The following is a 24,149-nucleotide window of genomic DNA, read 5'->3' on the forward strand; positions in this document are numbered from 1 at the left end:
CTAACTTCCACTACAGAATACAGATTGAATTCAATATTCGGGTCCAAAAAAGAGGCCCAATTCGTAAGTGAATTGAACCTCTCAAATTCTCCCCATCAACACCGGTTGACAAAGAGCCTTAAAAATGAAGATTTTGGCCTGACACAAAAAAATCCCCGCCACGACTGACAACTGCCAGTCATGGCGGGGATCCCTAATTCAGGATTATTCTAAAAAGTCTTTCAGTTGCTTGCTCCGTGATGGGTGGCGTAACTTCCGCAGCGCCTTGGCTTCGATTTGCCGAATCCGTTCCCGGGTAACCCCGAAGACCTTGCCGACTTCTTCCAAAGTCCGCGTCCGGCCGTCGTCCAACCCGAACCGTAACCGCAACACGTTTTCTTCCCGGTCAGTCAGCGTGTCCAAGACACTTTCCAACTGTTCCTTTAAGAGTTCGTAAGCGGCGTGGTCGGCAGGACTCGTGGCATCTTGGTCTTCAATGAAGTCACCCAAGTGCGAATCGTCCTCTTCACCGATAGGCGTTTCCAAAGAAACTGGTTCTTGAGCGATCTTTAAGATCTCGCGTACCTTTTCCGTTGGCATGTCCATTTCGGCCCCAATTTCTTCAGGCGTTGGTTCCCGCCCTAAGTCTTGGAGTAATTGCCGTTGAATTCGAATCAACTTGTTGATGGTTTCGACCATGTGGACAGGAATCCGAATCGTCCGTGCTTGGTCGGCGATGGCCCGCGTAATGGCCTGACGAATCCACCAAGTGGCGTACGTGGAGAACTTGAACCCTTTACGGTAGTCGAACTTTTCGACGGCCTTCATCAAGCCCATGTTCCCTTCTTGGATCAGATCCAAGAACTGCATGCCCCGGCCCACGTAACGCTTGGCGATGGATACCACCAACCGCAAGTTGGCTTCGGCCAATTCCTGCTTGGCTTCTTCTTCGCCGTTTTCAATCCGCAAGGCTAAGGCGACTTCTTCGTCCGCCGTTAACAGGTTGACCCGGCCAATTTCTTTCAAATACATCCGTACGGGGTCGTTGATCTTGACCCCAGTGGTCGTGGAGGCTTCCTTCAATTCCTTCTTGGAAACGGCCTTTTGTGCTTTAACGGCCCGTGCATCTGGCTCACCCTTAGCATCAACCACGCTGATTCCGGCATCGGAAATCGTTTCAAGTAACTTATCCATTTGCTTAGCATCCAGCGTGTAAGGCGTGGCCACCTTATCAGTCAGTTCATCGTACGTGATGTGACCGGCCTTCTTGGTGTTCTTGATCAAAGCCCGCACCGTCTTGTTGTATGCCTTTTGGTCAAACATTGGTTGATCCGTGGTCTTTTTTGCCATTAAAATACCCCCTAGACTAAAGTTGCTTGTTCGCCTGGCGTTGTTGCTCCAGCTGAACAATCTCAATGACTAATTGCCGTTGTTGCTCGGCATTACCGAGGCGCGACGCCTCCGCCAGTTGATTTTTCTTCTGACGAAGTTGTTCGTCGATCGGCGCCTCGTCCATAATGATTGCTAAATAGTCATCGATCTCACGCGGGGTGACCGCCGCGTAAGTTGCCGTCTCTAAATCGATGACGATCTGCTGCAGCCGGTCTTCTTTAATGAAGTCCGTAAACTGAGCAGTACGGTAGGTTTGATGCGTTTGGAAATAACCTTGGGCCAAGGTATAGATCACTTGATAATCGTCGTGGACAAAGCTGAACCCTTCAATACTGGTGACTTTAGCCCACACGTTGCGGTCGTGCAGTAAACGGATCAACAAACCGCGTTCCGCCCGCTCTAAGCGTGTCAGTGGCCGCTTTTGTTGATGGACCGTGACGGCCGTTTCTGGCGGCGGTGGCGTTTGGTTCACTGCCTGCCGGGGCCGAGCGCGTTCCTGCTGCGCGGCGGTATCGCGTTGCGTTTGTTTCAACTGTGCCTGCAAGGCCGCCTTGTCGATGTGAAACTCGTTAGCCAACTGGTTCAAATACATGTCCAGTTCCACGGGCTCTTGCACCTGGGCCAGCAGTGGCATGACCTGATTGACGTACGCCAGTTGTTCACTGTCGGTGTCCAACGCCTTGTTGCGCCGCAAGAACCGCAGATTGAACTGTAACGGCGGCTCCTTGGCGGTGGTTAACATTTGGCGAAAGGCTTCGTCACCGTGGGCGCGCCGATATTCATCGGGGTCTTGGCCCTCCGGCAACTGAATCACACTAAGCGTCAGGTGGCTGTGCTGCCCCAATAACGTCAACGCTCGCGAAATGGCCCGTTGCCCAGGTTCATCTCCATCATAACAGACATTGAGCTTATCTGTCGTCCGTTCGATGGCGTAGATCTGTTCCGTGGTCAGGCTGGTCCCCATGGACGCGATCCCGTTGTGCACACCCGCTTGGGTCGCCGAGATGACATCCATGTATCCTTCAAACAAGGTGACTTCCCCAGCCTGGCGAATCGCCGGTCGGGCCAGATCAAAGTTAAACAGCAGGCGGCTCTTGTTGAACAAGGCCGTTTCTGGACTGTTTAAATACTTGGGTTGGTCGTCGGCCTTCTTGATCAGCCGCCCGGAAAACGCCGCGACGTGACCGCTGGCATTGCGCAGGGGGAACATGACCCGTTCGGTGAACCGATCCCGTAACTCCCCTTGCGCATTTTCAATGAACAATCCTGACTGCCGTAAGAGCTGGTAGTCGCTGTTGCGTTGTTCAAAGAACGGCTTTAAGAGCCGCTGGCCGGGCGCAAATCCCAGCTGGTACGTCTCGATGGTCTCGTCCGTGAGCCCCCGATCGTGCAGGTAATCCAGCGCTGGTTGACCGACCTGCGTGTTGACTAACACGTGGTGGTAAAGTTTGGCCGCCTGTTCCTGCAGATCAATGAGCTGACTGGTCTTCGAGTCCATCTTGGGCCCGCTGGCATCTTGCCGGTACTCGCTGTCAAGGTCCACGTGACTAAAGTCCGCGACCTTGACCACTGCCTCTGGGAAACTGACGTGTTCCAGTTCCATCAAGAACTTGAAGACGTTGCCCCCGCGACCGCAGCTGAAGCAATGAAAAATCTGCTTATCTTCTGAAACCGAAAATGACGGTGTCCGTTCCTCATGAAAGGGGCATAGACCAAACAAATTCTTACCGGACTTCTTAAGTTGGACGTACTGCCCAACCACGTCGGCGATGTTCGTTGCCGTCCGAACGGTTTCAATCACGTCCTCGGGTATCTTTGCCACACCATCACTCCCTTACCGTGGATCCATGCGCCATAGCCTTGAAAAGTCGCACCCCGGAAACCCGAAAAGTGCGACTCTTTAATTGGAATTCGCGCGTAAAACTACAAGTTATATGATAGCATAAGGGCAATTTTTGTCAATCTTTTCGGCTCGCTGAAAAAGAGTGTGACCACAGGCGGTTAACTGGCGAGCAATAACAGGGCTAGGCAGTTAATCCCGGTCTTGGATTATTTGCCTAGCCCTGTTAAGCGGAACCAGTTGCCTGTTGGCGCACGTTTCGGCCATGAGGCCACTTTGAGACGTGGGTTGCGGCTCAAAGCAAGGTGTCGAGACCGCCCTTTGGCGACCCGTCCGTCCCGGTGGGCCAACCCCTATTCGGCGAATGGTAGGCGGCTAAATACACATATGTATGAAGGGCCCCGCGGCCAAAACCACGGGACCCTTCTAATCTAATCGTGCCTGAGGCAAAACCTTTCAGGCGCGTTTCTTTCACCTTTACCTAGCTGAAACGTGTGCCCAAAGGCAGCCGGTTCAGCTCTCTATTTCACGATCAATTGATCCAAGTCGCCTAAGGTCAACGCTAAGGTGGCCAAATGACTGAGTTCCGTCAAGCGGTTGTTGCGGATGGCATCATCCTTGGCCATGACCATCGTGGCTTCAAAGTAAGCCGCAATCGTAGGTTGGATGGCTACCAGGCTGGCGTACAGGTCAGCCAAGCCCTTCTCAGCGGCCGCTGCCACTTCGGCAACGCCTTGGTGCAAGGCACCTTCACTGTCATTTTCAAACAGATCAGGGTTGACCGTGGCGGTGGCTAATTCGGCCGGTGCCTTTTGGGCTAAGCGAATCACCCGCGTCAAGGATTCGATCACATCTTTGAAGTTGGCGTCATCGGCGTGGTCAGCCAAGAGCTGAGCGGCCGTGAAGATCTGCAAGACGTCGCTGCTGGAGCCAGCCGTCACGGCATCGATGATGTCATGGCGTTGCTTGGCTGAACGCAAGATCTTGCGAATCCGATCCTTGATGAAGGACACCATGGCGTCGATTTGGCTAGCTTGGTCCAGTTGTGGGGCCACGTGCGCCGTGTCTTCAGCCGTGATGAAATCACTAGCCAGTTCAGCGACCGGTAAGGACCACTGTTGGTCTTGGGCGATACGCACGATCCCAGTGGCCTGACGCCGCAAAGCGTAAGGGTCGTTGGAACCGCTAGGGATCATCCCCGCAGCAAAGAAGGTCATGATGCTGTCAAACTTATCGGCCAGAGCCAAGACGGCACCGGGCACGGACGTTGGCAGCGCGCCATCGGCCGAGATCGGTTCGTAGTGTTCGCGAATGGCTTGGGCAACGGCTGGATCTTCGCCTTGCAGTAAGGCGTATTTCTCACCCATGACCCCTTGTAATTCAGCGAATTCGCCGACCATGCCGGTGACCAGGTCAAACTTGTAGATCTCACTGGCACGAACGGCCGCCTTGGTTTGCGCATCGTTTAAATTGAAGTGCTTAGCCAAGACACCGACAATAGCCGTGACCCGGGCCATCTTTTCGGCCATGGTACTGATTTTGTCGTGGAAGCTAACGGACTTGAGCCGGTCGACGTAATCGGCAATGGTCTTCTTTTGATCTTCCGTGTAGAAGAACATGGCGTCTTCTAGCCGCGCCGTCAAGACCTTCTCGTTACCGGCAACCACGTTTTGTAAGTCGTGGTCGGTCCCGTTACGCACGGAGATGAAGTTAGGCAACAGCTTGCCTTTTGCATCACGGGCGTAGAAGAAGCGTTGGTGGTCACGCATCGAGGTGATCAGAACTTCTTCGGGGATGGTCAGGTACTTCTTGTCAAAGCTCCCCTCAAAGGCGGTTGGCCATTCAACCAAGTTGTTGACCTCTTCCAACAAGCCGGCATCGACGGTGACCGTCCAGTCATGGTCGCTAGCGATCTTTTCGATTTGCTTCTTGATCAAAGCCTTGCGCTTGTCGGCGTCGGCGATGACAAATTGGGTGGTCAGGTCGGCTTCGTAGTCGGCGGCCGTCGCAATGTCGATGTCCGTGCCTAAGAACCGGTGACCGCGCGTGTTGCGACCGGTCGTGACGTCCAAGATGCTAAAGGGAATCACGTCGGCATCCAACAGGGCCACTAACCAACGGATGGGCCGGATGTATTCGAAATGATGGGTGCTCCACTTCATCATGGTTGGGAAAGTCATGGCGGTGATGATATCCTTCAAGCCAGCCAGGACTTCGGCCACGGGTTCGCCGGCAATAAACTTGTCGACGTAGACGTATTCCGTACCCTTGATTTCCTTAAAGGTAATGTCATCTGGCGTCAGGCCTTGACCGCGGGTAAACCCGATTGCGGCCTTGGTCCAGTTACCATCGGCGTCTTGCGCGATCTTTTTGGCGGGACCCTTGACGGATTCGCTGATGTCTTCTTGCTTGTCGGCTAACCCATCGATTTGGATGGCCAACCGCCGCGGCGTCGAAAACGGCTTGATGTCGTCGTAAGCGATGCGTTGTTCCTTCAAATAGTCAGCCGTCCGCTTGACCAGTTGTTTGATGGCTGGCGTTACCACGTGGGCTGGCATTTCTTCTAGTCCAATTTCCAGTAAAAATGTGTGTGCCATTAGTTGTTGGCCTCCTCGTCGTCTGCTAATAATTTTGCCCGTAAGGCTTCGTCTTTAACCAACGGGAATCCACGCTTCTTCCGTTCAGCAACGAATGCCCGAGCCACGGCGCGTGCCATGTTCCGGATTCGTGACAGGTAACCGGCCCGTTCCGTAACGGACACAGCCCCGCGTGCATCCAACAGGTTAAAGGTGTGGCTGCACTTCAAGATGTAATCGTAAGCCGGGTGGACCAGCCCGTTAGCGATTTGCTTCTTGGCTTCGGCTTCGTATTCGTCAAAGTGCCGCAGTAACATGTCCTGGTCGCTTTCTTCAAAGCTGTACTTGGAATGTTCATATTCGGGTTCCTTGAAAATGTCGCCGTACTTGACGCCATCGGCCCATTCCAAATCAAAGACGGAGTTGACGTCTTGCACGTAAGAGGCCAACCGTTCCAACCCATAGGTCACTTCAGAGGTGACGGGATCAACTTCCATCCCCCCCACGACTTGGAAGTACGTGAACTGGGTGATTTCCATCCCGTCCAACCAAACTTCCCAACCAACACCGGCACAACCCATGGATGGGTTTTCCCAGTTGTCTTCCACGAACCGAATATCATGTTCTAAGGGGTTGATGCCCAGTTCCTTCAAACTGTTCAGGTAAAGTTCCTGAATGTTATCGGGAGACGGCTTCATAATCACTTGGAACTGGTGGTGTTGGTACAACCGGTTCGGGTTTTCCCCGTAACGACCATCGGCTGGTCGGCGGGAAGGTTCAACGTAAGCGGCGTTCCAAGGTTCTGGCCCGATCGCCCGTAAGAAGGTGTAAGGACTCATGGTCCCGGCCCCTTTTTCCGTATCGTAAGCTTGCATCAGCATGCAGCCCTGTGCGGACCAGTACTGTTGTAACTTCAAAATGATTGCTTGCATGGACAGTTTTTCTGTCATGGGTGCTGTTTCCTCCTTGTATGGTTGCCAGTGGTCAAGAGACGAACTGATCGACCGATTAAACAAATAAGCGCGCAAAAAAGCCCTACGAGAATTCACCGAGGCAAATTCACGTAGGGACGAAGTTTTATTTTCGCGGTTCCACCCTACTTCTAGTCAATGACTAGCAGCTTACTTGGAAACGACTCCGAATGTGCCAACTCACGGCGGCTTGGATTCGGCTTGCACTCTCCCGAATTCGCTTAACCAATGACGCCGTGACTCTCATTCATCATAATCGACTTATTTAACTGTGTTTTATGATAGCTGTCTGGAGCGGGGTTGTCAACTGGCTGCTCACAAACCAGAACAAAATTTCCAAGCAAATCGGCGAACTGACTAATCGAGACGCCGAACCCGTTGACCGAATCAACCCTCGTCTAGCGATAAGGCCCAACCTGAGGACTTGCCAAAAAGAATAGTGCTCGCTAGTTTCGCACTTCTAGCCATTTTAATTATTTTCATTTGGATGATAGTGATGTGCCACTAACTCCTGATATTCATGTACATATTTAAACGGAAATGGCAAAACAGTATATTGGTTCAACCGTACAAATCCTACCTGCATCAACGACTCTAGGTCACCAAATATTTTAACAATATCTGCTCGTGGACGCTCGCTATCCATCGCCACAATCTTTTTCAAAGGGACAGCCCTCTTCTGACGTTTTTGAATCAGCGTACTGTGGCCGACAAAATAATAAAATTCACCTAGGAATTCCACTAACCCCATGCCATATGTCCCACCCCAGTAGTTATCATAAGTCGTTTGTCGAATTGGTAGATTTAGCCAAAATCCGTGCTCTTTATGAAACTGCTTATTAAAGTCTTGCATTACCCGATTACGCCAGCTCAATTCCAAGGCACTTCCAACCTGACTGATAGCCAACTCAGCCTCATTAAGACTCTTTAACTCTGCCAATACTTTCTTTCGTTGCTGGATATATTTTGGCTCTTGATAGTGCAACTTTTGGACCACATCAACTAAGTCCTCCCGGCAAACAGTATGACTAGGATTAGCTAATTCCAAATTCCGAGAAATTTCTTCCACTTTGGGAATCGTCAAAAGATCAGACTGATAAATAGCAAAGACACCTTGACTATTTTGAATGGCTCCTAGCAACCAGGCATTCTTCTCATTATCAGCGTTCCATACTTGGTACGCCACTTGTAACAACTCATTTGATTCATTTGGCGCAATAACTTCACCAAAATCAGCCTCTTCAAAATCCAACTGGCCTGTGGCTGCAATCGTCAGTCTAGTGACATGTACACAGAGTGGTTCAGACTTCCTATTCCTCTTTTCAAATAAATAGTAGCTAAATCTCATCGCTACGGCGGACAGTTCCGACGGTGATAACTGAAGTCGTCCTTGAATAATATCTCTCTTAGTTAATAGTTGCGATAGCGTCATTAAGAATCGACTATCATTCATGATATCGTCATCAGTGGTTAGTTGCCATTGGTATTGCTTGGTATTTATATCAAAGCTCCCAAAATTTTCAAAAGTTAAATGCTGAATAACTCGATTGGCACAACTTACTTGATAGCTCGAATCCTGGCGATTCATAACTAGCTGAATATTAAGTCCGGGCATCGCCGCTTCACTCATTTTAGTCACCACACCGGCTCGCCTTAGCAAAACGCTTTTACTCATTCGCATTAGCAAATACTCCGCTAAAGCCTGGAGGTGGGGCTGTCGATTCTTAACAACTAGACAAATTGTCTGTGAGCCAGCCTGCTTCAATACTTGTTTAAGTGCAGTAACCTTACGTTTAGTCAAGTAGTTTGTTACCTCACTCACATGTAGTCGTGGTTGCCGACGAAAACATACCATTTCACCTTGTAGAGCGGTCAACAAACCTAACAGGATACCCAGTCTAGTCCACTCAAAGTCGTTCTGGGTTTCTAACGAGAAAAAGTCAATGACATTTTTTTCACCATTCAAATGATCTTGTGTCCAAACTTTATCTTCACGTTGAGAATGCCCACACCACTTTAGACATCCTTCCCTTTCTACATAGCCATAGCTTTTTTGAGACCTCTTAAATGTTCGCGTTATCAGCTGCAACACATGGTTCTTTAATTGTATCTCCATTACAGCTAAAGAATAGCTTGATTTTGATTTTGAATGAACCAAAAACAATTTATCTGTTGCATCAGGATTTCGCAAAATATACTGAGAATCCAGCACAGATTGCTTTTTAGCTTTGAGCATCAACATAACAATCGTGTCCGTGTCTATTTTCTGACTACGGGCTTGCTTAAAAGTCAGTGTTTTTGACTGAATAAACTGATTATTTGGCACCCGTCCATCTAGTTGGTCCAATAACACTAAATAGCGGTAAGGACCAGTCAATTTACCTGATTGATCATCATGCGTCCGATGTAATTTGTGAATCGCAAGGACAGGGCATGCCGCAAACCATGCCGGCAATTCTTCTGGCTTTTGAGTCTCTGCCAATACTAATCGGAAACGGTGGTCAAACTTAACTGGATCAAACTCGTAATCCAAGACATTCGTGTATACTAATAACGGTTCATCTGCCATTTAAAAACACACCTACCATTCTTTCTTGTTCTGCTGTCAAAGCAAAGCTTCCGTCTTGATCAATTAACTGGGGAATCTCCATGATCCGGCCATCTTCAGTCATTCGCACAGCCAAGTCTTGTCTCATTGCAGGTCTAATCAAATTAATAACCAACACCCGTCTCTTCTTTAATGGCTGAGGACTCCTTACCTTATCCAGTTTTCCTTGAACGTGATTTCTCGCCGCCTGAACATTTTGATCATGTGGTTGCCGCCAGTTCTTAAAATCAATATAGATCTGCCCAGAGGTCTGGTAATCGAAAAGCTCATTGTTTTCTTCGGACAATGGTTGTAAGTTTACGTGCCAGCGCCGTTCAACAATAAATCGGCCTGCCACTTCACCCAAAATACCTTTGTAACTATCAAACTGTACCGGATTCATCATGAAACCATGATTCACCCATGCAATTGCCCAACCATTTGCCATAAAATAATCACGCATACCTGGATACTTGAGAATCGTTAGCAAGCCAGAAGACAATGCTGAAATTTCTTCATTCCCTTGTTTTTCGATACCAAATTCAAACGTTTCACCTAATCGATGAATATGATAAGCACTTTCTCGACAAGCTAAATAAGCAAACTCGGGATCTAATTCATGGACACGATACTGTTCTAACGTTGGCGTTGGCATTTCGAGTAGTGTCCTCCGATACTGGCGAAAGTGGTCTGCTATTCGAGCATCATCTTGCAAGTGACCGAGCATCGACGCAACACACTGCTGTGTTTCCAGAGTACGATTACACCAACGTTCCAACCGAACATTTTCCATCACTGATTGCTCATCTTCGGCGTCTTTCTGATTGACCATAATTGCTTGCGCTAACGGTCCCAGTTGATAATCTTTCATTCGAACCGGATCAAAGACATCGCGAATACGATCTCCTAAAATAACTGTTATCTGAGGCATCTTATTAAACGATCTATCCAATCGACCCAGCGCTTGTAAAATAGATCGCGTACACGCTCCCGTGTAACTACTTGTCTGACTAAACTGCTTATTTGGTCTCCCTAAGCTCTTATTAATCATATGTTTTTTAATTTCCATCAAACTTATCTCACCACTATCCGCCAGACTAAGCATCTCATAATAGGCTCGAATCCACACTTTTTTATTATCATCAGTCGCTAAATCTGGAATTTGCGTCAATACATGGGTAATTCGCCCCAAGTAAATACCAGCGATATCTACTTTTTTTCTTCGCGAATCGTTAGGATCTGCATCAGATGGTGCGATATCAACCACACGACTTGCCTCCAATTGCCCGATGTCATGCTGTAAATTTTGACCCACTCCTAACGTGGCATACGCACTTAATAGATAGACGCGTGTTTGCGATTTTTCAGGTAACTCCAAGGCTTCTCGAATTTGTTCTTTAATAGAAAGGTGTTCACTTGATAATTTCTTCGCAATCATTTTCAACTGCGGTAAATGCTTCTCCGCAGTACAGAACAATTGAGACAGTAAGTGAAATACCTGATCAATGAAAGTTTGTGACATATCAATTTCATCAATTTCTTGCTTTGCCTTAGGTAAAATACTTTGTAGCCCCAAAAAACTGGTCATTTCTGGTGTTACTAGAAAATAAATAATACTTTCGAATAAATCAAAATAGCGCTTTTGAATATAGTCAACACTCTTAGATTTATCTTGTTGAGAATACGAAGAAACTAAAGACATTTTTTTCTCAACTAATTCTTCTAGTTTCTGCATAACTGGTATCTGCTGTTCATCAGGATTAAAGTCAGGTCTATATTTATGGATTAAGCTCAGCATGTATCCATTTTCTGAGGAAACTTTATTTTTCGATACTTCAATCACGTTAATCTTAACGCCACGCTCCCGGCAACGCTGACTAACATCAAACTGTTTTTGACTTTCAGTCGGCAAGTTTGCTAATCCATCTATTAGATGATCACCAAGTTGTTCGCGAATGAATCGAAAATCAAAGTTACTAATAACCGTTGGCACGTCAACAGTTGCGGACATCCCCAAGACAATGCCGCGTCGCGCTAAACGAATCAGAAACTTTTCTGGTGTTTCCTGAACGAATGCCGCACTAATCTTTGTTCGATTCAAATGTGCATCACTATCCGCTAAAGAAATCAGCTGTAATCCCTGGCGCTGAAGATAATAGCCTGATTCACTAGACCGCTTGATGCTAATTGGCTGCACTTTTTTAGAATACCCTAAGTTCAACCGCTGATATAAATCGATGACTAGTTGCTTAGCTCCCTGAGATAGCCATAAACAATCACAAATTGTTGAGAGCGCATCTTCAAGGCTCAGTTGGTCAGCATTTTTAGAACGATTTTTGTTAACTTGCTGCTGATAAGTCATTGCCCATTCAACTGATTGGTGTACAAAATGATTGAAAAACTGACTAACTGTTTGAATCATCTGATAGAATTTCAAATCTGTTGGTGCCTTTTGATGTGATAAAACAACGCGCTTTTCTAAGTCATCTTGGTGGCTCCACCAAGGACGACTACTAGTCAACGTCATCCCGGCCAAATTAAAAATAAAGTTAGTCGTGGTTTTCTCTCCAACTGTTTTATAGTCCTCCGTCAACTTATATTTTTTGGCTAATCGATTAGCGCTATTTTTCAGTTTCGCAAATTTTTGATTTTGACGCATCAGCCTCATGACATCTTCTGGCCGATTTTTCTGTAAGTTATTCAGCCCCGTCTTGATTTCTCTGAAGAAAGATAAAAAATCAATAGGGACTTTTATGGCGTCATCAATGATCTTATCCAAATATTGTTTTTTCATATCATCAATTTCATCCAAAATCACAATTGCTTGTCCCAAGCATTCCGGACTGCTAATCTCAATTGACTTATTATTGTAAAAGTCAAGATAGGTGCGAATAAATTTTGCCCAAGATAAAAGAACTAGTCGACGTTGCGCCAAATTAATCTCTGGAAAGTACTGATTCAAATAATGTGCTAACGATGTCTCATCTTCATTGACGTATGCTACAATTTCTCTTTTCTCTCTTTGGGTCAAAGGAAAATCTAACTGCAACTCTTTGGCAAGGGCCTTTAACAGAAGATTCTTAGTATCCTGATAAGCATTTTTAAGATTTTGAAAGTCATTGCGACCAGCTACCGACTGTTTTTTAGGTTGGCTGTGGTAGCGACCGTAATAAACCTTCAGTTGTTCCACAACTTCTTGAGCCTCCTGTGTCGGCACTTCAACTGGCATCGGCACCTCTATCAAACGCTCAACTGTCTCTTCTAAAGGATACAGAATAGCCACTTGTCGGTGTAAATACCATTTTTTCTCATCCTCTGAACTAAACGGCCCGTTTTTCTCAATATATTCTTCCTCAAGCTTTTGATAAAACTTATCAATCTTTAAATTAGCCTTGTTGACCGTCACGAAGAAAAATCGCATATCGGTTGTTCCCACAATTCTCTTGCTCACATATCGGATAACGCCATATGTCTTACCACTTCCCGTTGGCGCAGCAACTGTTACCAGGCATCCTGGTTGTTTAACCGTTAACGACCGTTGTGCCTTGCCCATGATACCCGAAAAATCTAAGCCTGACATTTTACAGGTCCTCCCCCAAATATTAAGTGACTTCAACCTAACAAAACTATTTTAATGTTACAAGGGGATTTACAATAACTGTACGCAATGCTTTCAAAAACTTTACTTTCGTGTGTTCATCAGAAAAATAGCCAGGACAACGTATTAAACATCATCCTGACTATTTTAAAATTTCATTTATCCGTCGTGCCATCCCCCGGCGGCATCGTCATCCGAGCCGACCAGGACTGCATCTGGTCCAAGAAGCGCTTGGCCTTGGGGTGGACCCCGATTTGGCTATCGTAGATTTCATCCATCAGCTGACGCAAGGCGTGCTCCGTTTGAGGCTTGACGTTGATCGAATGCAGGGGGTCGAGATCTAACACCGAGAACTGGCGCAGGTAGTAGATCGTGCGTTGCGCCAGGTGTAAGCGCCGCGGGTCCATTTGCCAGTGCTGCTGACACAACAAGCCCCCGTAGCTTTCCGAGTAGTCAAAGGGCAAGTCGGTGCGCCCACAAATGGCACAGCCCTGCAGCTGTGGCGCGACCCCAAAGGCCGGCATCAGCTGGATCTCCATGATGTTGGTCACGATGGCCGCGTTGACGCCCTCGTCGATCAGCGTCAATGCGCGCTTGACGCGGTGATACCATTCGGGCAACGGCTGACTATCCGGAAAGGCTTGGTCGACTAGACTCATGATGTAGGTCGCGTAGGCGTTCTTGAAGATGTCTTCACTGATGCTTTGAAACTGACTGGTCTCCCTGGCCGTGCGGATGTACGACAAACCGTCGTCAGCAATATCACCGACGTAACTGCCGACTGTGAACGGTAAGATGTCCGCCACCATCTTGAAGCCCTTTTTCTTGGCGCCGCGGACCAGAAACATTTTCTTGCCAAACTCAGCGGTCAAAAACTTGATCAGAAAATCGCGTTCTGCGTAATCCCGCCGAAAAAGGAGGATGCCGTGAAAATCCGTTACGTTTCGTGCCACGACTCATCCCCCACTTTCATTTTTTATAAATCGTCCTTGCGGTAACCGTAGGACTTCAATAGGCTGGCCTTGTCGCGCCAGTTCGGTTGCACCTTGACCCACAGCTGCAGATAGACCTTACTGCCGAGCAGGTGTTCAATATCTTGGCGTGCCAGGGTCCCAATCTTCTTGAGCATGCTACCGCCCTTGCCGATCATGATACCCTTTTGCGTCGGCCGTTCCACGATAATGGTGGCCTCGATGTGGACGTGGTCTTCGTTCTTTTGCTTCATGCTTTCGATTTCTACGGCCACAGAATGCGGCACCTCTTCGCGCGTCAACATGAAGATCTTTTCGCGGATCAATTCACTGACCACGAAGCGTTCAGGGTGATCGGTGACCTGGTCTTCGGGATAGTACTGCGGCCCATGCGGCATCTCGTCAACCAACCCCGTCAACAGCTCATCGACATTGTTCCCTTCGAGCGCAGAAATCGGGTAGACGGCTTTCCACGGCAAGGCCGTTTGGTACTGCTCCATCACGGGCAAGAGGTCGTCGGGCTTGACCTGGTCGATCTTGTTGATCAACAGGTAGACCGGCGCCTTGATGCCCTTCAAGCGGTCGATGATAAAGTTATCGCCGGCCCCGCGCTTTTCAGCGGCGTTGACCATGAACAACACGGCATCGACTTCATTTAGTGCCGACATGGCCGACTGGACCATGTAGTCGCCCAACTTGCTCTTGGGTTTGTGGACCCCCGGCGTATCAATGAAGACAATCTGTGCTTCATCGGTGGTGTAGATCCCCTGAATCTTGTTACGAGTCGTTTGGGCCGTGTTGGACATGATGGCGATTTTTTGGCCAATCACGCGATTTAAAAAGGTCGATTTCCCCACGTTGGGGCGGCCGACGATGGCCACGAACCCTGATTTATAATTTGGATTATCCATTTTTTCCTCCTAGAGAGCCTGGGGCAAAACCTCCCAGGTTCGTTCGCGTCACCTTTACATAGCTGAAACGTGCGCCCAAAGGCAGCCGGTTCCGCTTAAAACTGCTAACCAAACAATCCAAGCCCCGGATCATTTGGTTAGCAGCCTTAATGCTCGCCAGCTAATCGCCTTTTGGCCCACTCTCCTAGAACCAACGCATAAGCGCCGGTAACATCACTAACGCGCCAACAATGACGGCAAAAATCGCGGCCATCAAGACCCCACCAGCGGCCACATCTTTGGCACGCTTGGCCAGGTCATGGTAGTGCTGGCCCACGACTAAATCAACCACGGCTTCGACGATGGTATTTAAGGTCTCGGCGATCAACACCAAAAAGATGGCTAAGACCAGCCACAACCATTCGTTGAGCGTCAGCCGTAGAATCAGGCCGGCAATGACCGCCAGGCTCCCGACGGCCAAGTGCTTACGAAAGTTGCGCTCGTAGTGAAAGAGCGCTCGCAGGCCATCCCACGCGTGGCCCAGCGACTGACTAAAGGCCCGATTTTTACCGGTCTGTTGCGGTTGCTTACCGTTTGAGGCCATAGGCATCTAAAATGTCGGCCTGGAGCTTGAACATGACCTTTTCATCTGCCGGCTCCATGTGGTCGTAGCCGTTCAGGTGTAAGAAACCGTGGACCACGAGGAAGCCCAGCTCCCGTTCGTAGGAATGGCCCAGGTATTCAGCTTGTTCGGCGACCTTATCCATGGACACAAAGATGTCCCCGATATTTTCGGGAATCTCGGCGGCCATTTCTTCATCCATCACCAGTGGGAAATCCTCATCGGCATCTTCGTCGTCTTCGATGGCAAAGCTGATGACGTCGGTGGCCCGATCCACACCGCGGTATTGCTTGTTAATGCGGTGGATATCTTCGTTGTTCATTAGGGTCACGGACATTTCCGTGTTCTCGGCTAGCTTCAGGTATTTACCGGCGTATTCCAAGACGTCCTTGATCATGTCAACGTGCTTGGCGGGAACGCCATCTTTGGTTTTATCGTAAATCTCTAAGTCCATTATTTCTTAGCTCCATTTGGTTTAGTATCGTTGGCTTCGTAAGCGTTAATGATGCGGGCGACAACGGGATGCCGGACCACGTCTTCCGCGCTAAAGGTGACAAAGCTGATGTGCGGCACGTTTTGCAAGATGTGTTGGGCCTGAATCAACCCCGACTTGGCGTTGTTGGGCAGGTCGATTTGGGAAATATCCCCGTTGACGATCATCTTTGAGCCAAAGCCCAGCCGCGTCAAAAACATCTTCATCTGCATGTTGGTCGTGTTTTGCGCTTCATCCAAGATGACGAAGGCTGACTCCAACGTCCGCCCCCGCATGTAGGCCAACGGCGCGATTTCAATGACCCCGCGGTCCATTAACCGGGTGGTATGTTCCGCCCCTAAAATGGCGTACAAGGCATCATAGATGGGCCGCAAGTATGGGTCGACCTTTTCTTTCAAGTCCCCGGGCAAGAACCCCAGACTTTCGCCGGCTTCCACGGCGGGCCGCGTGATGATCAGCTTTTCGACGTCGCCGTGCTTGAGGGCGGCCACGGCCATGACGACGGCCAAGTAAGTCTTCCCCGTCCCAGCTGGGCCAATCCCAAAGGTAATGTCGTTGTGCTTGACGGCGTCAACGTATTGGCGTTGGCCAAAGTTCTTGACCCGCACCGGACGGCCCTTGGCGTCGTTGATTAATTTTTCGGTGTAGAAATCCTTGAAGTACGTGAGCGTGCCGCGGTTGGCCATCTTCATCGCACTGATGACGTCAGCGCTGTTTAACTTGATGCCCTTTGCCAACAGGTCACTCATGTTGCGTAAAATAGCCAGCGTTTGGTTCACGGCTTCAGCCGCACCGGAGACTTTGATTGAATTGCCGAAGGGCTTGATCACAACGTTTTGCCCCTCTTCCAGGATCGTGACAAATTGATCCTGGGTCCCCAACAGACCCACTTCGTCCTCGGGGCGTTCCAAGATATATTCTTTTTCAATCGTTGCGTTCTCAGTCAAATACGGTGGCTCCTTTATTTTAAATTTTTAGGTCACACGAGCTGCGTTACTGTGGCGAGCCCCGTGAAACGCCAGTCGAGGGCCAGTTAATCCGTTAACCGACCGCCGACGCCGCTTAGACCTCTAATACTCAAATTTTAGCATACCGCCGGGGATTGTAAAAGGATTCAGCGTGAAAAGTCTGGTGGATGAGAATTGGCTAAGTTTTTGACTCAGCTGGCCAGACACAAAGAGCCCGGACACAATGGCGGGCTCTTTAAAGCGTTACTTATTTAATTGGGCCTTGACCGTCTGATTGACGATAGCCCCGTCGGCCTTGCCCTTCACTTGCGGCATGACCACACCCATGACCTTACCGAAGTCGCTCATGCCACTAGCGGACACCTTGGCGATACTGTCGGCTACGATCTTAGCAATCTCGTCTTCGCTCAATTGCTTCGGTGCATATTTTTCCACGATGGCGATTTCGGCCTTGACGCCTTCGACCAAATCATCGCGGTTGCCCTTGGCAAATTCTGCCAAAGATTCCTTGCGTTGCTTTAACTCACGGGAAACGACCGTCAGCTCTTCATCAGCCGTTAAATCATGGCCCTGCTTAACCTTTTCGTTGGTCAAAGCTGCCTTCATCATCCGAATCACGTTCAAGGAAAGTTTGTCGTGGGCCTTCATGGCCGTCTTTAAATCAGTGTTGAGTTGGGTTTCTAAACTCATATCATTTCCTCCTAAAAATATGGTTACTATCCAGTTTACACCTGATTGCCGCCAGCGTCAGGTATTCCGGCCGAAAAAATCACTGGTGGTATGCGACGCTTTCATGCCAGTCCGCCTTACCGTTGCGCGAAAGTTGTGCTGGAACGCGGTGGGCGGACCGGTCGAGCCAAAGTGCGGTCTCGCCCTCGCTTTGAGCCGACAGTTCGCGTCTCAAAGACGCCAGTTCCCTAAGCGGCCCAGAACGCCACTAAGGGAACTCCCACGGCTGAGTACAACTTTCGCTCCACTCTCGGCTACAGTAGCGGGGTTTACCACCTAACTGTGCGAACTGTTGGCGGTCCGGTCACCTTAGTTGATGCAACGGACAATCTGCCGGAGGAGGCCAGGGATGGCGCCAGCTGTGTCGACGCAGTTACCTGGCGTTGTTTGCCAGGTTAGTGCGTGGGACGACTTTGGAGACTGGCGGGTTATGCCAGGCTTCAAAGCGAGCCGGAAGCCCGCTTCTGGGCTGCAGGCGGTCCCCATAGCAGGCAGAATCCCTGGCAGCCGCAGGCACTGGTTTCCGCCAACGCAACGGTAAGGCGGATGCACTCGTGTGCCATTATCAGACGACTTCTCCAGAGGCGTCTGAATTGGTTTCTGCCGTGATTTGCGGTAATCTGGGCTTAGCACAGAAAGGACGTTGCTTATGAAAGACATGCGGGCGATTGGATTTACCCAAAACCTACCGATTACAGATGAACACAGTTTTTTGGAATTTTTCGAACCCAAACCAACCCCCACGGGCCACGATATTTTGGTCAAGGTCGTGGCGACCTCGGTGAATCCCGTCGACACGGCGGTGCGGCGTGGCACCACGATCAAGTTGCCCAGACCCAAGGTGATCGGCTTTGACGCCTATGGTATCGTGGACGCCGTGGGTGATGCGGTCAGTCTGTTTCACCCCGGGGATCGCGTCTGGTATGCCGGGTCCTTCAAACGACCGGGTACGGACAGTGAATACCACCTGGTCGACGAACGTATTGTGGGCCCGGCACCCAAATCCTTGAATCCGGCCCGGGCTGCGGCCATGCCACTAACTTCACTAACCGCCTGGGAAGCACTCTTTGAACAATTACCTTTGAGTCTCACGACATCCAAGGCCAACGCCGGCAAGTCCGTCTTGATCATCAACGGAGCCGGCGGGGTGGGCTCCATGGCCACACAGCTGGCGCACCTGGCGGGACTGACGGTCATCGCCACGGCCTCTCGTCCCGAAACGGTTGCCTGGACGCAAGCCCACGGTGCCGACATGGTCGTGAACCACCGACAAGACTTAGTGCCCCAGGTCCACGCATTGGGCTACCCCACGGTGGACTACATCTTGGAATTGAGCAATCTCAACCAGCATTGGCCGGAAATCGTCTCACTGATCAAACCCAGCGGCCATATCGTTTCCATCACCGGTAGCGAGACTCCCATCGACCTGCGCGCGTTGAAACAAAAACGGGCCACCTTTTCCTGGGAATGGATGTACACCAAGTCTTACTTCGGCACACCGGACATGATCAGCCAACACGACATCTTGACGCAGGTCGCTCAGCTGGTCGATGCCGGTAAGCTGGTCACCACTTTGACCAAAACCTTCACGCCCATCAACGCCGCCAATCTGCGCGCCGCCCATGAGCTGGTCGAAGCCAACCGAATGATTGGGAAAGTCGTTTTAACTAACGAACTTGAATCTTAAAATAATGACGTCAAAACCGATTGACCGGTATTTGAAGCCGGTGTACAAGAACCTGGGACATAGCAATTCCAGTCCCTTGCGCGTCACCTTTAAATAGCCGAAACGTGGACCAAAGGGCAGCCGGCGAGCATTAAGGCTGATCATCCTTTGGCCCACGCTTTTTTGCACAAACAAAGACCCCAGAACAATAACTTGTCCTGAGGTCTTTGAGTTAAATGCAAAAAGAGGTTTAGTAACGCTTCTTCTTGGCTTTACGCTTACGCGCAGCTTCTGATTTTAACTTTTTCTTCACACTTGGTTTTTCGTAAAATTCACGCTTACGGTATTCTTGTAAAGTACCGCTACGGGAAACCGTACGTTTGAAGCGCCGAAGAGCGTCGTCAAAAGACTCGTTTTTGCGAACGACTGTCTTTGCCATATAAAATTCCCTCCCTCCGAGCACAAGTAATAACGTCGGTTGGAATCTCTCCACCGGCGTAACGGTTCTTAACTATTATACATAATCACCCAAACCGCGTCAATAACACAAGCAAATAAATTTGAACCGTTTTAGCACTCGGGGTACACTAGAAGAAAACATCAGAGGAGTTGCTCGCCCATGCAGCAAATGACAATTTTCGTGATCTCCGATTCATCTGGTGAAACCGCCCTCACCGTTGCGCAGACGGCGGTTTCCCAGTATCCCGCGATTCAAGCCAGTTATCAGCGATTTCCGTTCATTCAAACCGACTCGATTTTAGACGGCATTTTAAACCTGGCCAAGAAGCAACGCGCCATGATTTTTCACACGCTGGTCAGTCCCAAATTAAGTCAACGCGTGCGTGAGTTTGCCGCAAAAAATTTATTATATCAGTTTGATTGTATTCAACCGGCTATGAACGTCATGCATCAGGCGACTGGGTTGGACCCTGAAGGCGTACCTGGTCTGGTCCACAACCTCAACGACACCTATTTCGACCGTATTGCCGCCATGGAGTTCGCCGTGACCTACGATGATGGCAAAGACCCGGCTGGCCTGTTGAAGGCCGACATCGTGATTTTGGGCGTCTCACGGACGTCTAAGACCCCGTTGTCCTTGTTCCTCGCTAACCGCAACTTACGCGTTGCCAACCTGCCGCTGTCGCCCAAGACTCAGTTGCCCGACGAGCTGTGGCAGGTCGATCCCAAGCGGATCTTTGGCTTGACTAACAAGCCAGATATTCTCCGCAAAATTCGCCAAGAGCGGATGATCTCTTACGGCTTGCCCGCCGACAGTGCCTACTCCGATACGCAAAAGATCACGGAGGAACTGGACTACGCGCAAAAACTTTACAAAAAGATTGGCTGTCTGGTCATCGACGTGTCAAACAAGTCGATTGAAGAAACGGCCACGCTGATCATGGAGAGCGTGGATTATGATTTGATCCCGCATCCCCTGGCCGACTGACAACCCGAATAACGAAAGGTGATTTTCTGACTGGCCCCAGCAGCCGGTAGAAAATCACCTTTTTAATTGACTTTATTAAAAGAAATCAGTTAGCACGATTATCATCATCCAGCCGCTGACCCGTGCTTCATAACAGGGACTAGTCGCCTACCCGCTCGTCAGATACAGGTTAGCAACGCTGAGGCAACGGGTCGCGCCCAAAAGCGGTCGACGCTTTAAATGGAAAAACACATCTCATATCCGCTGTATGGACAAAACGTGCACCAACAGCCAGTTTAACCCCTGATAGTCGGCAGTCACTAGCTTGCCAGCTAACTTTTGACCAACACCGTGTCACTGATAGACGCAGGCTTTTGGCTTCGCTAATCGGGATGGTCAAGGCACCGCCACTACAGGCTTCACTGCATTGCCACTGCTTGTTTTACCTAACGCGTCAGAAATGCCGTGAACTGCTTGCCCGCCAACGCATCGGCTTCTAGGTCTGGATTGAACTGTTGGTGCTTGAGCATAGCCACCTCATAACCGTGGGGGTTGACCCCATGCTTGCGATCTGGCCCGATCAGCGGCGTTTCCATAATCTTGGGGACCGTCGCCAATTGTGGGTGGTGAGCCACAGCGTTCAAGACGTCAAAGCCCAGCGTCCCGTAGCCAATATTGGTGTGACGGTCCTTGTGGCTGCCCTGCGGATTCTTGGAATCGTTGAGGTGAACAACCTTAAGCTTGTCTAAGCCGATTACGTGATCGAATTCGGCCAACACACCGTCGAAATCCGTCGCAATGTCATAGCCGGCATCGCTGGTGTGACAGGTATCAAAGCAGACTGATAGCCGGTCGTTGTGGGCCGTGGCGGCCATGATGGCGGCCAACTCCTCAAAATTGCGACCAATCTCCGTTCCCTTACCAGCCATGGTCTCTAAGGCAATCTGTACGGGTTCGTCGGCCGCGGCTAGGATCTCGTCCAAACCCTGCGCGATTTGCGCAATGGCGGCAGCCGGTCCGACCCCCACGTGTGCACCCGGATGCAAGACGATCTGCGTCGCCCCTAACGCCGCGGCGCGTTTGACCTCGGCCGTCAAGAATTCGACCGCAAAGGCGTAGTTCTGCGGCTTGGTCGTGTTCCCCAGGTTGACCACGTACGGCGCGTGGACCACCACGGCCCGTTGATCGTGGTCGGCCATGTAGGCTTGGCCCGCAGCGATATTTAGCTCGTCAATTGGCTTGCGACGCGTGTTTTGCGGTGCCCCCGTGTAGATCATAAAGACATTTTCATCGTAACTGGCCGCCTCTTTCGCGGACCCCAGTAACATTTCCTTGCCCTTCATGCTGACGTGGGACCCAATCAGAAATTCCGTCATTTTGTCTCATCCTTTCCGTGTCGTACCACCTGGACCACCCGTTGACTGGCGGTGCCGTCCTCCCAGTCACAAAATTTGTGATAAAAGGCCGCTTGTCGCTCCTGGTACCCGACAAACTCACCATCGCGCCGCCAATGATCGAGTTGCTGGTAAAAGGCCGTCGCCGTGGTGACCAGCGGCCCCGGGATCTCGCGTTCGTAGTCAAAGTAAAAGCCCCGTAGCTGGTCGCGGTAGTGGGCCAAATCATAGGCAAAGAACAGCTCCGGCCGCTTTAAATTGGCGAAATCAAACATCACTGACGAGTAATCCGTGATCAAGAGATCGGAAACCAAATACAGCTGAGCGATGTCCGTTTCCGCCAAAACCGTCACCCGGTCCTCAAAGCCGCGAATATCAATGGCGTCCTTGACCAGGTAGTGTGGCCGAATAATCAGGTGGGTCCCCGCCGGCACGTGGTCAAAAAACGTCGCCAGGTCAAACGGTAAATCGAAGCGATAGACGCCGGGACGCACGGCCATGTCGTCACGCCAGGTCGGCGCATAGGTCACGACCGGCCCACTCACTGGCCCCAATAAACGCTGCCGCAGGGCCCGTTGTTCCGCCGCATCGGTCGTGTAGAGCACATCGTTTCGTGGATAGCCGATCGACAGGAATTGATTTTTAAACCCGAAGGCCGATTTAAAAATGTCGCGCGAATACCGGTTTGGCGCAATTAAATACGTCCACCGACTGGCAGCCGTCTTGAACTGCTGATGATAGTCGGCCGTGCTGGTGCCCGGAATCGCCACGTGGGTGATGTCGGCGCCCAATTTTTTCAGCGGCGTGCCGTGCCAGGTCTGAATCGTGGTCGTCTTTCGGTTGGCTTTCCACCAATTCGGCAGGCGCGAATTTAAGACCCAAAATTCCGCGCGGGCCATCAGATAGACCCAGCGTGGCGTGAAGCGTTTGACCAACTGAATCTCGGGGTATTTGGCCTTGAGAGCGGCGTATTCGCGCGGCTTCACGCTAAAGTAGGCCGTCTTTTGATAGGCCGGATCTTCTCGAATCAATTCACGGTAAATGGCCGCCGGGTTGTCGTTGACGTCCTTCCCGTTAAAACTTTCAAACATGACTTGTCGCCGCTTAATGGGTAAACAAATAAGCCCATCGTTCAACACGATGAGCCCATAGCGAGCAACGAGCTTCAATGACTGGATGAGACTGTGTGATCGCGTCATTTTAGCGTGCTCCTTTCAACTTAAATTAAATCAACGAACCGTGACCGGAACTTGTAGTGCAAGTGTGACCCGATCAACAGAACAAAGATGACAAATAACCAGAATTCTAACGTGAGTAACGGGTGTTGCCAGAACCAGCCGCTCCCGATAAAGGATTCCCGGAAGCCATTGACCACGTAATAGTACGGGTTGAGTTCCAACAAGTGAACGAATGGGGCTGGGAAAGACGTGGTGACGAAGTTAAACAGCACGCCAGACACGTAGAACAACATCCGCATCACGGATTGTAACAGGATGTGGTAGTCACGCACCAATAAACTGATGCAGGAATTCAAGATCCCCAAGGCGACTAACAGGCAAATCATAGCAAAGAAGTAGTAGATCCACTGGAACCACGACACCTTCGGGTAGACCCCGTTCAGTAAGCCGATGAAAATCGAGAAGACCATCATTGTCCAAAAGGAACTCAGATTACTGACGATCTTGATCGTTGGCAACGCAGAAACCGGGAACTTCATCTTGGCCACCATGTTGACCCGTTGATAAATACTCTTCGAGGCATCCAACGTGGCCCGGTTCATGAAAAACCATGGCGTGATCCCAATCACCATCCAGGGCAGGTAGCCCACACCGTTTAACGGTTGGCCGTGTTTTAACCCGACACCGAAGACTAACCAGTAGATGGCAATTTGAATCAAGGGGTATAAATACTCCCACGCCAACCCTAAGTAGTGACTCTGATAACTTGCTTGGTCCTCATAACGGGAGATCCGGAAGATGATCCCGACACTTGAGAACTGTTCTTTAAATAAGGTCATGACCTCTTTCAAGGCACTGCACTCCTTTAA

At 50.0% G+C, this 24,149-nt stretch carries 18 protein-coding genes; 2 read left to right on the forward strand and 16 right to left on the reverse strand.

Annotated features, from left to right (window positions below; all coding sequences use genetic code 11):
- Positions 1-204: 204 nt before the first annotated feature.
- The 12 genes from rpoD to EGT51_RS07090 all read right to left on the reverse strand — a co-directional run bounded on the left by rpoD (position 205) and on the right by EGT51_RS07090 (position 17,577).
- On the reverse strand, positions 205-1,335 hold the full coding sequence (gene rpoD, locus EGT51_RS07035) for an RNA polymerase sigma factor RpoD (RefSeq protein ID WP_382337137.1): 1,131 nt from the start codon (positions 1,333-1,335) through the stop codon (positions 205-207).
- 10 nt (positions 1,336-1,345) lie between these two features.
- Complete coding sequence (dnaG, locus tag EGT51_RS07040; RefSeq protein ID WP_135368023.1) at positions 1,346-3,193, reverse strand: DNA primase; 1,848 nt, start codon at positions 3,191-3,193, stop codon at positions 1,346-1,348.
- Between the two features lie 539 nt (positions 3,194-3,732).
- Complete coding sequence (gene glyS, locus EGT51_RS07045) at positions 3,733-5,808, reverse strand: glycine--tRNA ligase subunit beta (RefSeq protein ID WP_135368024.1); 2,076 nt, start codon at positions 5,806-5,808, stop codon at positions 3,733-3,735.
- Positions 5,808-6,737, reverse strand: a complete 930-nt coding sequence (gene glyQ, locus EGT51_RS07050; RefSeq protein WP_135368025.1) for a glycine--tRNA ligase subunit alpha — start codon at positions 6,735-6,737, stop codon at positions 5,808-5,810. Before glyQ ends, glyS begins: the two co-directional genes overlap by 1 nt.
- Positions 6,738-7,227: 490 nt before the next feature.
- Positions 7,228-9,327 carry a hypothetical protein gene (locus tag EGT51_RS07055; RefSeq protein ID WP_135368026.1) on the reverse strand — a complete coding sequence of 700 codons (2,100 nt, stop codon included), beginning with the start codon at positions 9,325-9,327 and terminating at the stop codon, positions 7,228-7,230.
- The gene (locus EGT51_RS07060) at positions 9,317-12,925 is read right to left on the reverse strand and encodes a hypothetical protein (RefSeq protein WP_135368027.1); all 3,609 of its coding nucleotides are present in this window, start codon (positions 12,923-12,925) and stop codon (positions 9,317-9,319) included. Before EGT51_RS07060 ends, EGT51_RS07055 begins: the two co-directional genes overlap by 11 nt.
- A 173-nt stretch (positions 12,926-13,098) precedes the next feature.
- A complete protein-coding gene (gene recO, locus EGT51_RS07065) occupies positions 13,099-13,896 on the reverse strand; it encodes a DNA repair protein RecO (protein WP_135368028.1) in 798 nt (265 codons plus the stop codon).
- Between the two features lie 23 nt (positions 13,897-13,919).
- Positions 13,920-14,825 (reverse strand): GTPase Era, encoded by a 906-nt coding sequence (gene era / locus EGT51_RS07070; RefSeq protein WP_135368029.1) that lies wholly within the window; start codon positions 14,823-14,825, stop codon positions 13,920-13,922.
- A 184-nt stretch (positions 14,826-15,009) separates the two neighbouring features.
- Positions 15,010-15,414 (reverse strand): diacylglycerol kinase family protein, encoded by a 405-nt coding sequence (locus EGT51_RS07075; protein ID WP_135368030.1) that lies wholly within the window; start codon positions 15,412-15,414, stop codon positions 15,010-15,012.
- Positions 15,392-15,880, reverse strand: a complete 489-nt coding sequence (gene ybeY / locus EGT51_RS07080) for an rRNA maturation RNase YbeY (protein ID WP_135368031.1) — start codon at positions 15,878-15,880, stop codon at positions 15,392-15,394. The genes EGT51_RS07075 and ybeY overlap by 23 nt, the downstream gene beginning before the upstream one ends.
- The gene (locus EGT51_RS07085) at positions 15,880-16,866 is read right to left on the reverse strand and encodes a PhoH family protein (RefSeq protein ID WP_135368032.1); all 987 of its coding nucleotides are present in this window, start codon (positions 16,864-16,866) and stop codon (positions 15,880-15,882) included. The genes ybeY and EGT51_RS07085 overlap by 1 nt, the downstream gene beginning before the upstream one ends.
- 264 nt (positions 16,867-17,130) lie before the next feature.
- Entirely contained in the window at positions 17,131-17,577 is a 447-nt protein-coding gene (locus EGT51_RS07090) for a GatB/YqeY domain-containing protein (RefSeq protein WP_135368033.1), read from the reverse strand.
- 697 nt (positions 17,578-18,274) lie between these two features.
- Between EGT51_RS07090 and EGT51_RS07095 the strand changes: the two genes are divergently transcribed.
- Positions 18,275-19,303: a zinc-binding alcohol dehydrogenase family protein gene (locus tag EGT51_RS07095; protein ID WP_167850168.1), complete on the forward strand. Its 1,029-nt coding sequence runs from the start codon at positions 18,275-18,277 to the stop codon at positions 19,301-19,303.
- Between the two features lie 229 nt (positions 19,304-19,532).
- Here EGT51_RS07095 and rpsU read toward each other — a convergent pair whose 3' ends face one another.
- On the reverse strand, positions 19,533-19,721 hold the full coding sequence (gene rpsU, locus EGT51_RS07100) for a 30S ribosomal protein S21 (protein WP_125575857.1): 189 nt from the start codon (positions 19,719-19,721) through the stop codon (positions 19,533-19,535).
- A gap of 180 nt (positions 19,722-19,901) precedes the next feature.
- On the opposite strand from rpsU, the gene EGT51_RS07105 reads away from it, so the two are divergent.
- Positions 19,902-20,729 (forward strand): pyruvate, water dikinase regulatory protein, encoded by an 828-nt coding sequence (locus EGT51_RS07105; protein ID WP_135368035.1) that lies wholly within the window; start codon positions 19,902-19,904, stop codon positions 20,727-20,729.
- A gap of 425 nt (positions 20,730-21,154) precedes the next feature.
- Here the strand turns inward: EGT51_RS07105 and EGT51_RS07110 are convergent, their stop codons facing one another.
- The 3 genes from EGT51_RS07110 to EGT51_RS07120 are packed head-to-tail and all read right to left on the reverse strand — an operon-like array spanning position 21,155 to position 24,131.
- Positions 21,155-22,084, reverse strand: a complete 930-nt coding sequence (locus EGT51_RS07110; protein ID WP_135368036.1) for a deoxyribonuclease IV — start codon at positions 22,082-22,084, stop codon at positions 21,155-21,157.
- Positions 22,081-23,301: a CDP-glycerol glycerophosphotransferase family protein gene (locus tag EGT51_RS07115; RefSeq protein WP_135368037.1), complete on the reverse strand. Its 1,221-nt coding sequence runs from the start codon at positions 23,299-23,301 to the stop codon at positions 22,081-22,083. The genes EGT51_RS07110 and EGT51_RS07115 overlap by 4 nt, the downstream gene beginning before the upstream one ends.
- 20 nt (positions 23,302-23,321) lie before the next feature.
- Positions 23,322-24,131 carry an ABC transporter permease gene (locus EGT51_RS07120; RefSeq protein ID WP_135368038.1) on the reverse strand — a complete coding sequence of 270 codons (810 nt, stop codon included), beginning with the start codon at positions 24,129-24,131 and terminating at the stop codon, positions 23,322-23,324.
- Positions 24,132-24,149: the final 18 nt, after the last annotated feature.

It is taken from the genome of Levilactobacillus suantsaiihabitans (assembly GCF_004745505.1).
Classification (GTDB): domain Bacteria; phylum Bacillota; class Bacilli; order Lactobacillales; family Lactobacillaceae; genus Levilactobacillus; species Levilactobacillus suantsaiihabitans.

Coding starts and splice junctions, on each gene's coding strand:
- glyS (WP_135368024.1), bottom strand. CDS start 5,808: ATGGCACACACATTTTTACTGGAAATTGGACTAGAAGAAATGCCAGCC.
- glyQ (WP_135368025.1), bottom strand. CDS start 6,737: ATGACAGAAAAACTGTCCATGCAAGCAATCATTTTGAAGTTACAACAG.
- EGT51_RS07055 (WP_135368026.1), bottom strand. CDS start 9,327: ATGGCAGATGAACCGTTATTAGTATACACGAATGTCTTGGATTACGAG.
- EGT51_RS07060 (WP_135368027.1), bottom strand. CDS start 12,925: ATGTCAGGCTTAGATTTTTCGGGTATCATGGGCAAGGCACAACGGTCG.
- era (WP_135368029.1), bottom strand. CDS start 14,825: ATGGATAATCCAAATTATAAATCAGGGTTCGTGGCCATCGTCGGCCGC.
- EGT51_RS07075 (WP_135368030.1), bottom strand. CDS start 15,414: ATGCCTATGGCCTCAAACGGTAAGCAACCGCAACAGACCGGTAAAAAT.
- ybeY (WP_135368031.1), bottom strand. CDS start 15,880: ATGGACTTAGAGATTTACGATAAAACCAAAGATGGCGTTCCCGCCAAG.
- EGT51_RS07090 (WP_135368033.1), bottom strand. CDS start 17,577: ATGAGTTTAGAAACCCAACTCAACACTGATTTAAAGACGGCCATGAAG.
- EGT51_RS07095 (WP_167850168.1), top strand. CDS start 18,275: ATGCGGGCGATTGGATTTACCCAAAACCTACCGATTACAGATGAACAC.
- rpsU (WP_125575857.1), bottom strand. CDS start 19,721: ATGGCAAAGACAGTCGTTCGCAAAAACGAGTCTTTTGACGACGCTCTT.
- EGT51_RS07105 (WP_135368035.1), top strand. CDS start 19,902: ATGCAGCAAATGACAATTTTCGTGATCTCCGATTCATCTGGTGAAACC.
- EGT51_RS07110 (WP_135368036.1), bottom strand. CDS start 22,084: ATGACGGAATTTCTGATTGGGTCCCACGTCAGCATGAAGGGCAAGGAA.
- EGT51_RS07115 (WP_135368037.1), bottom strand. CDS start 23,301: ATGACGCGATCACACAGTCTCATCCAGTCATTGAAGCTCGTTGCTCGC.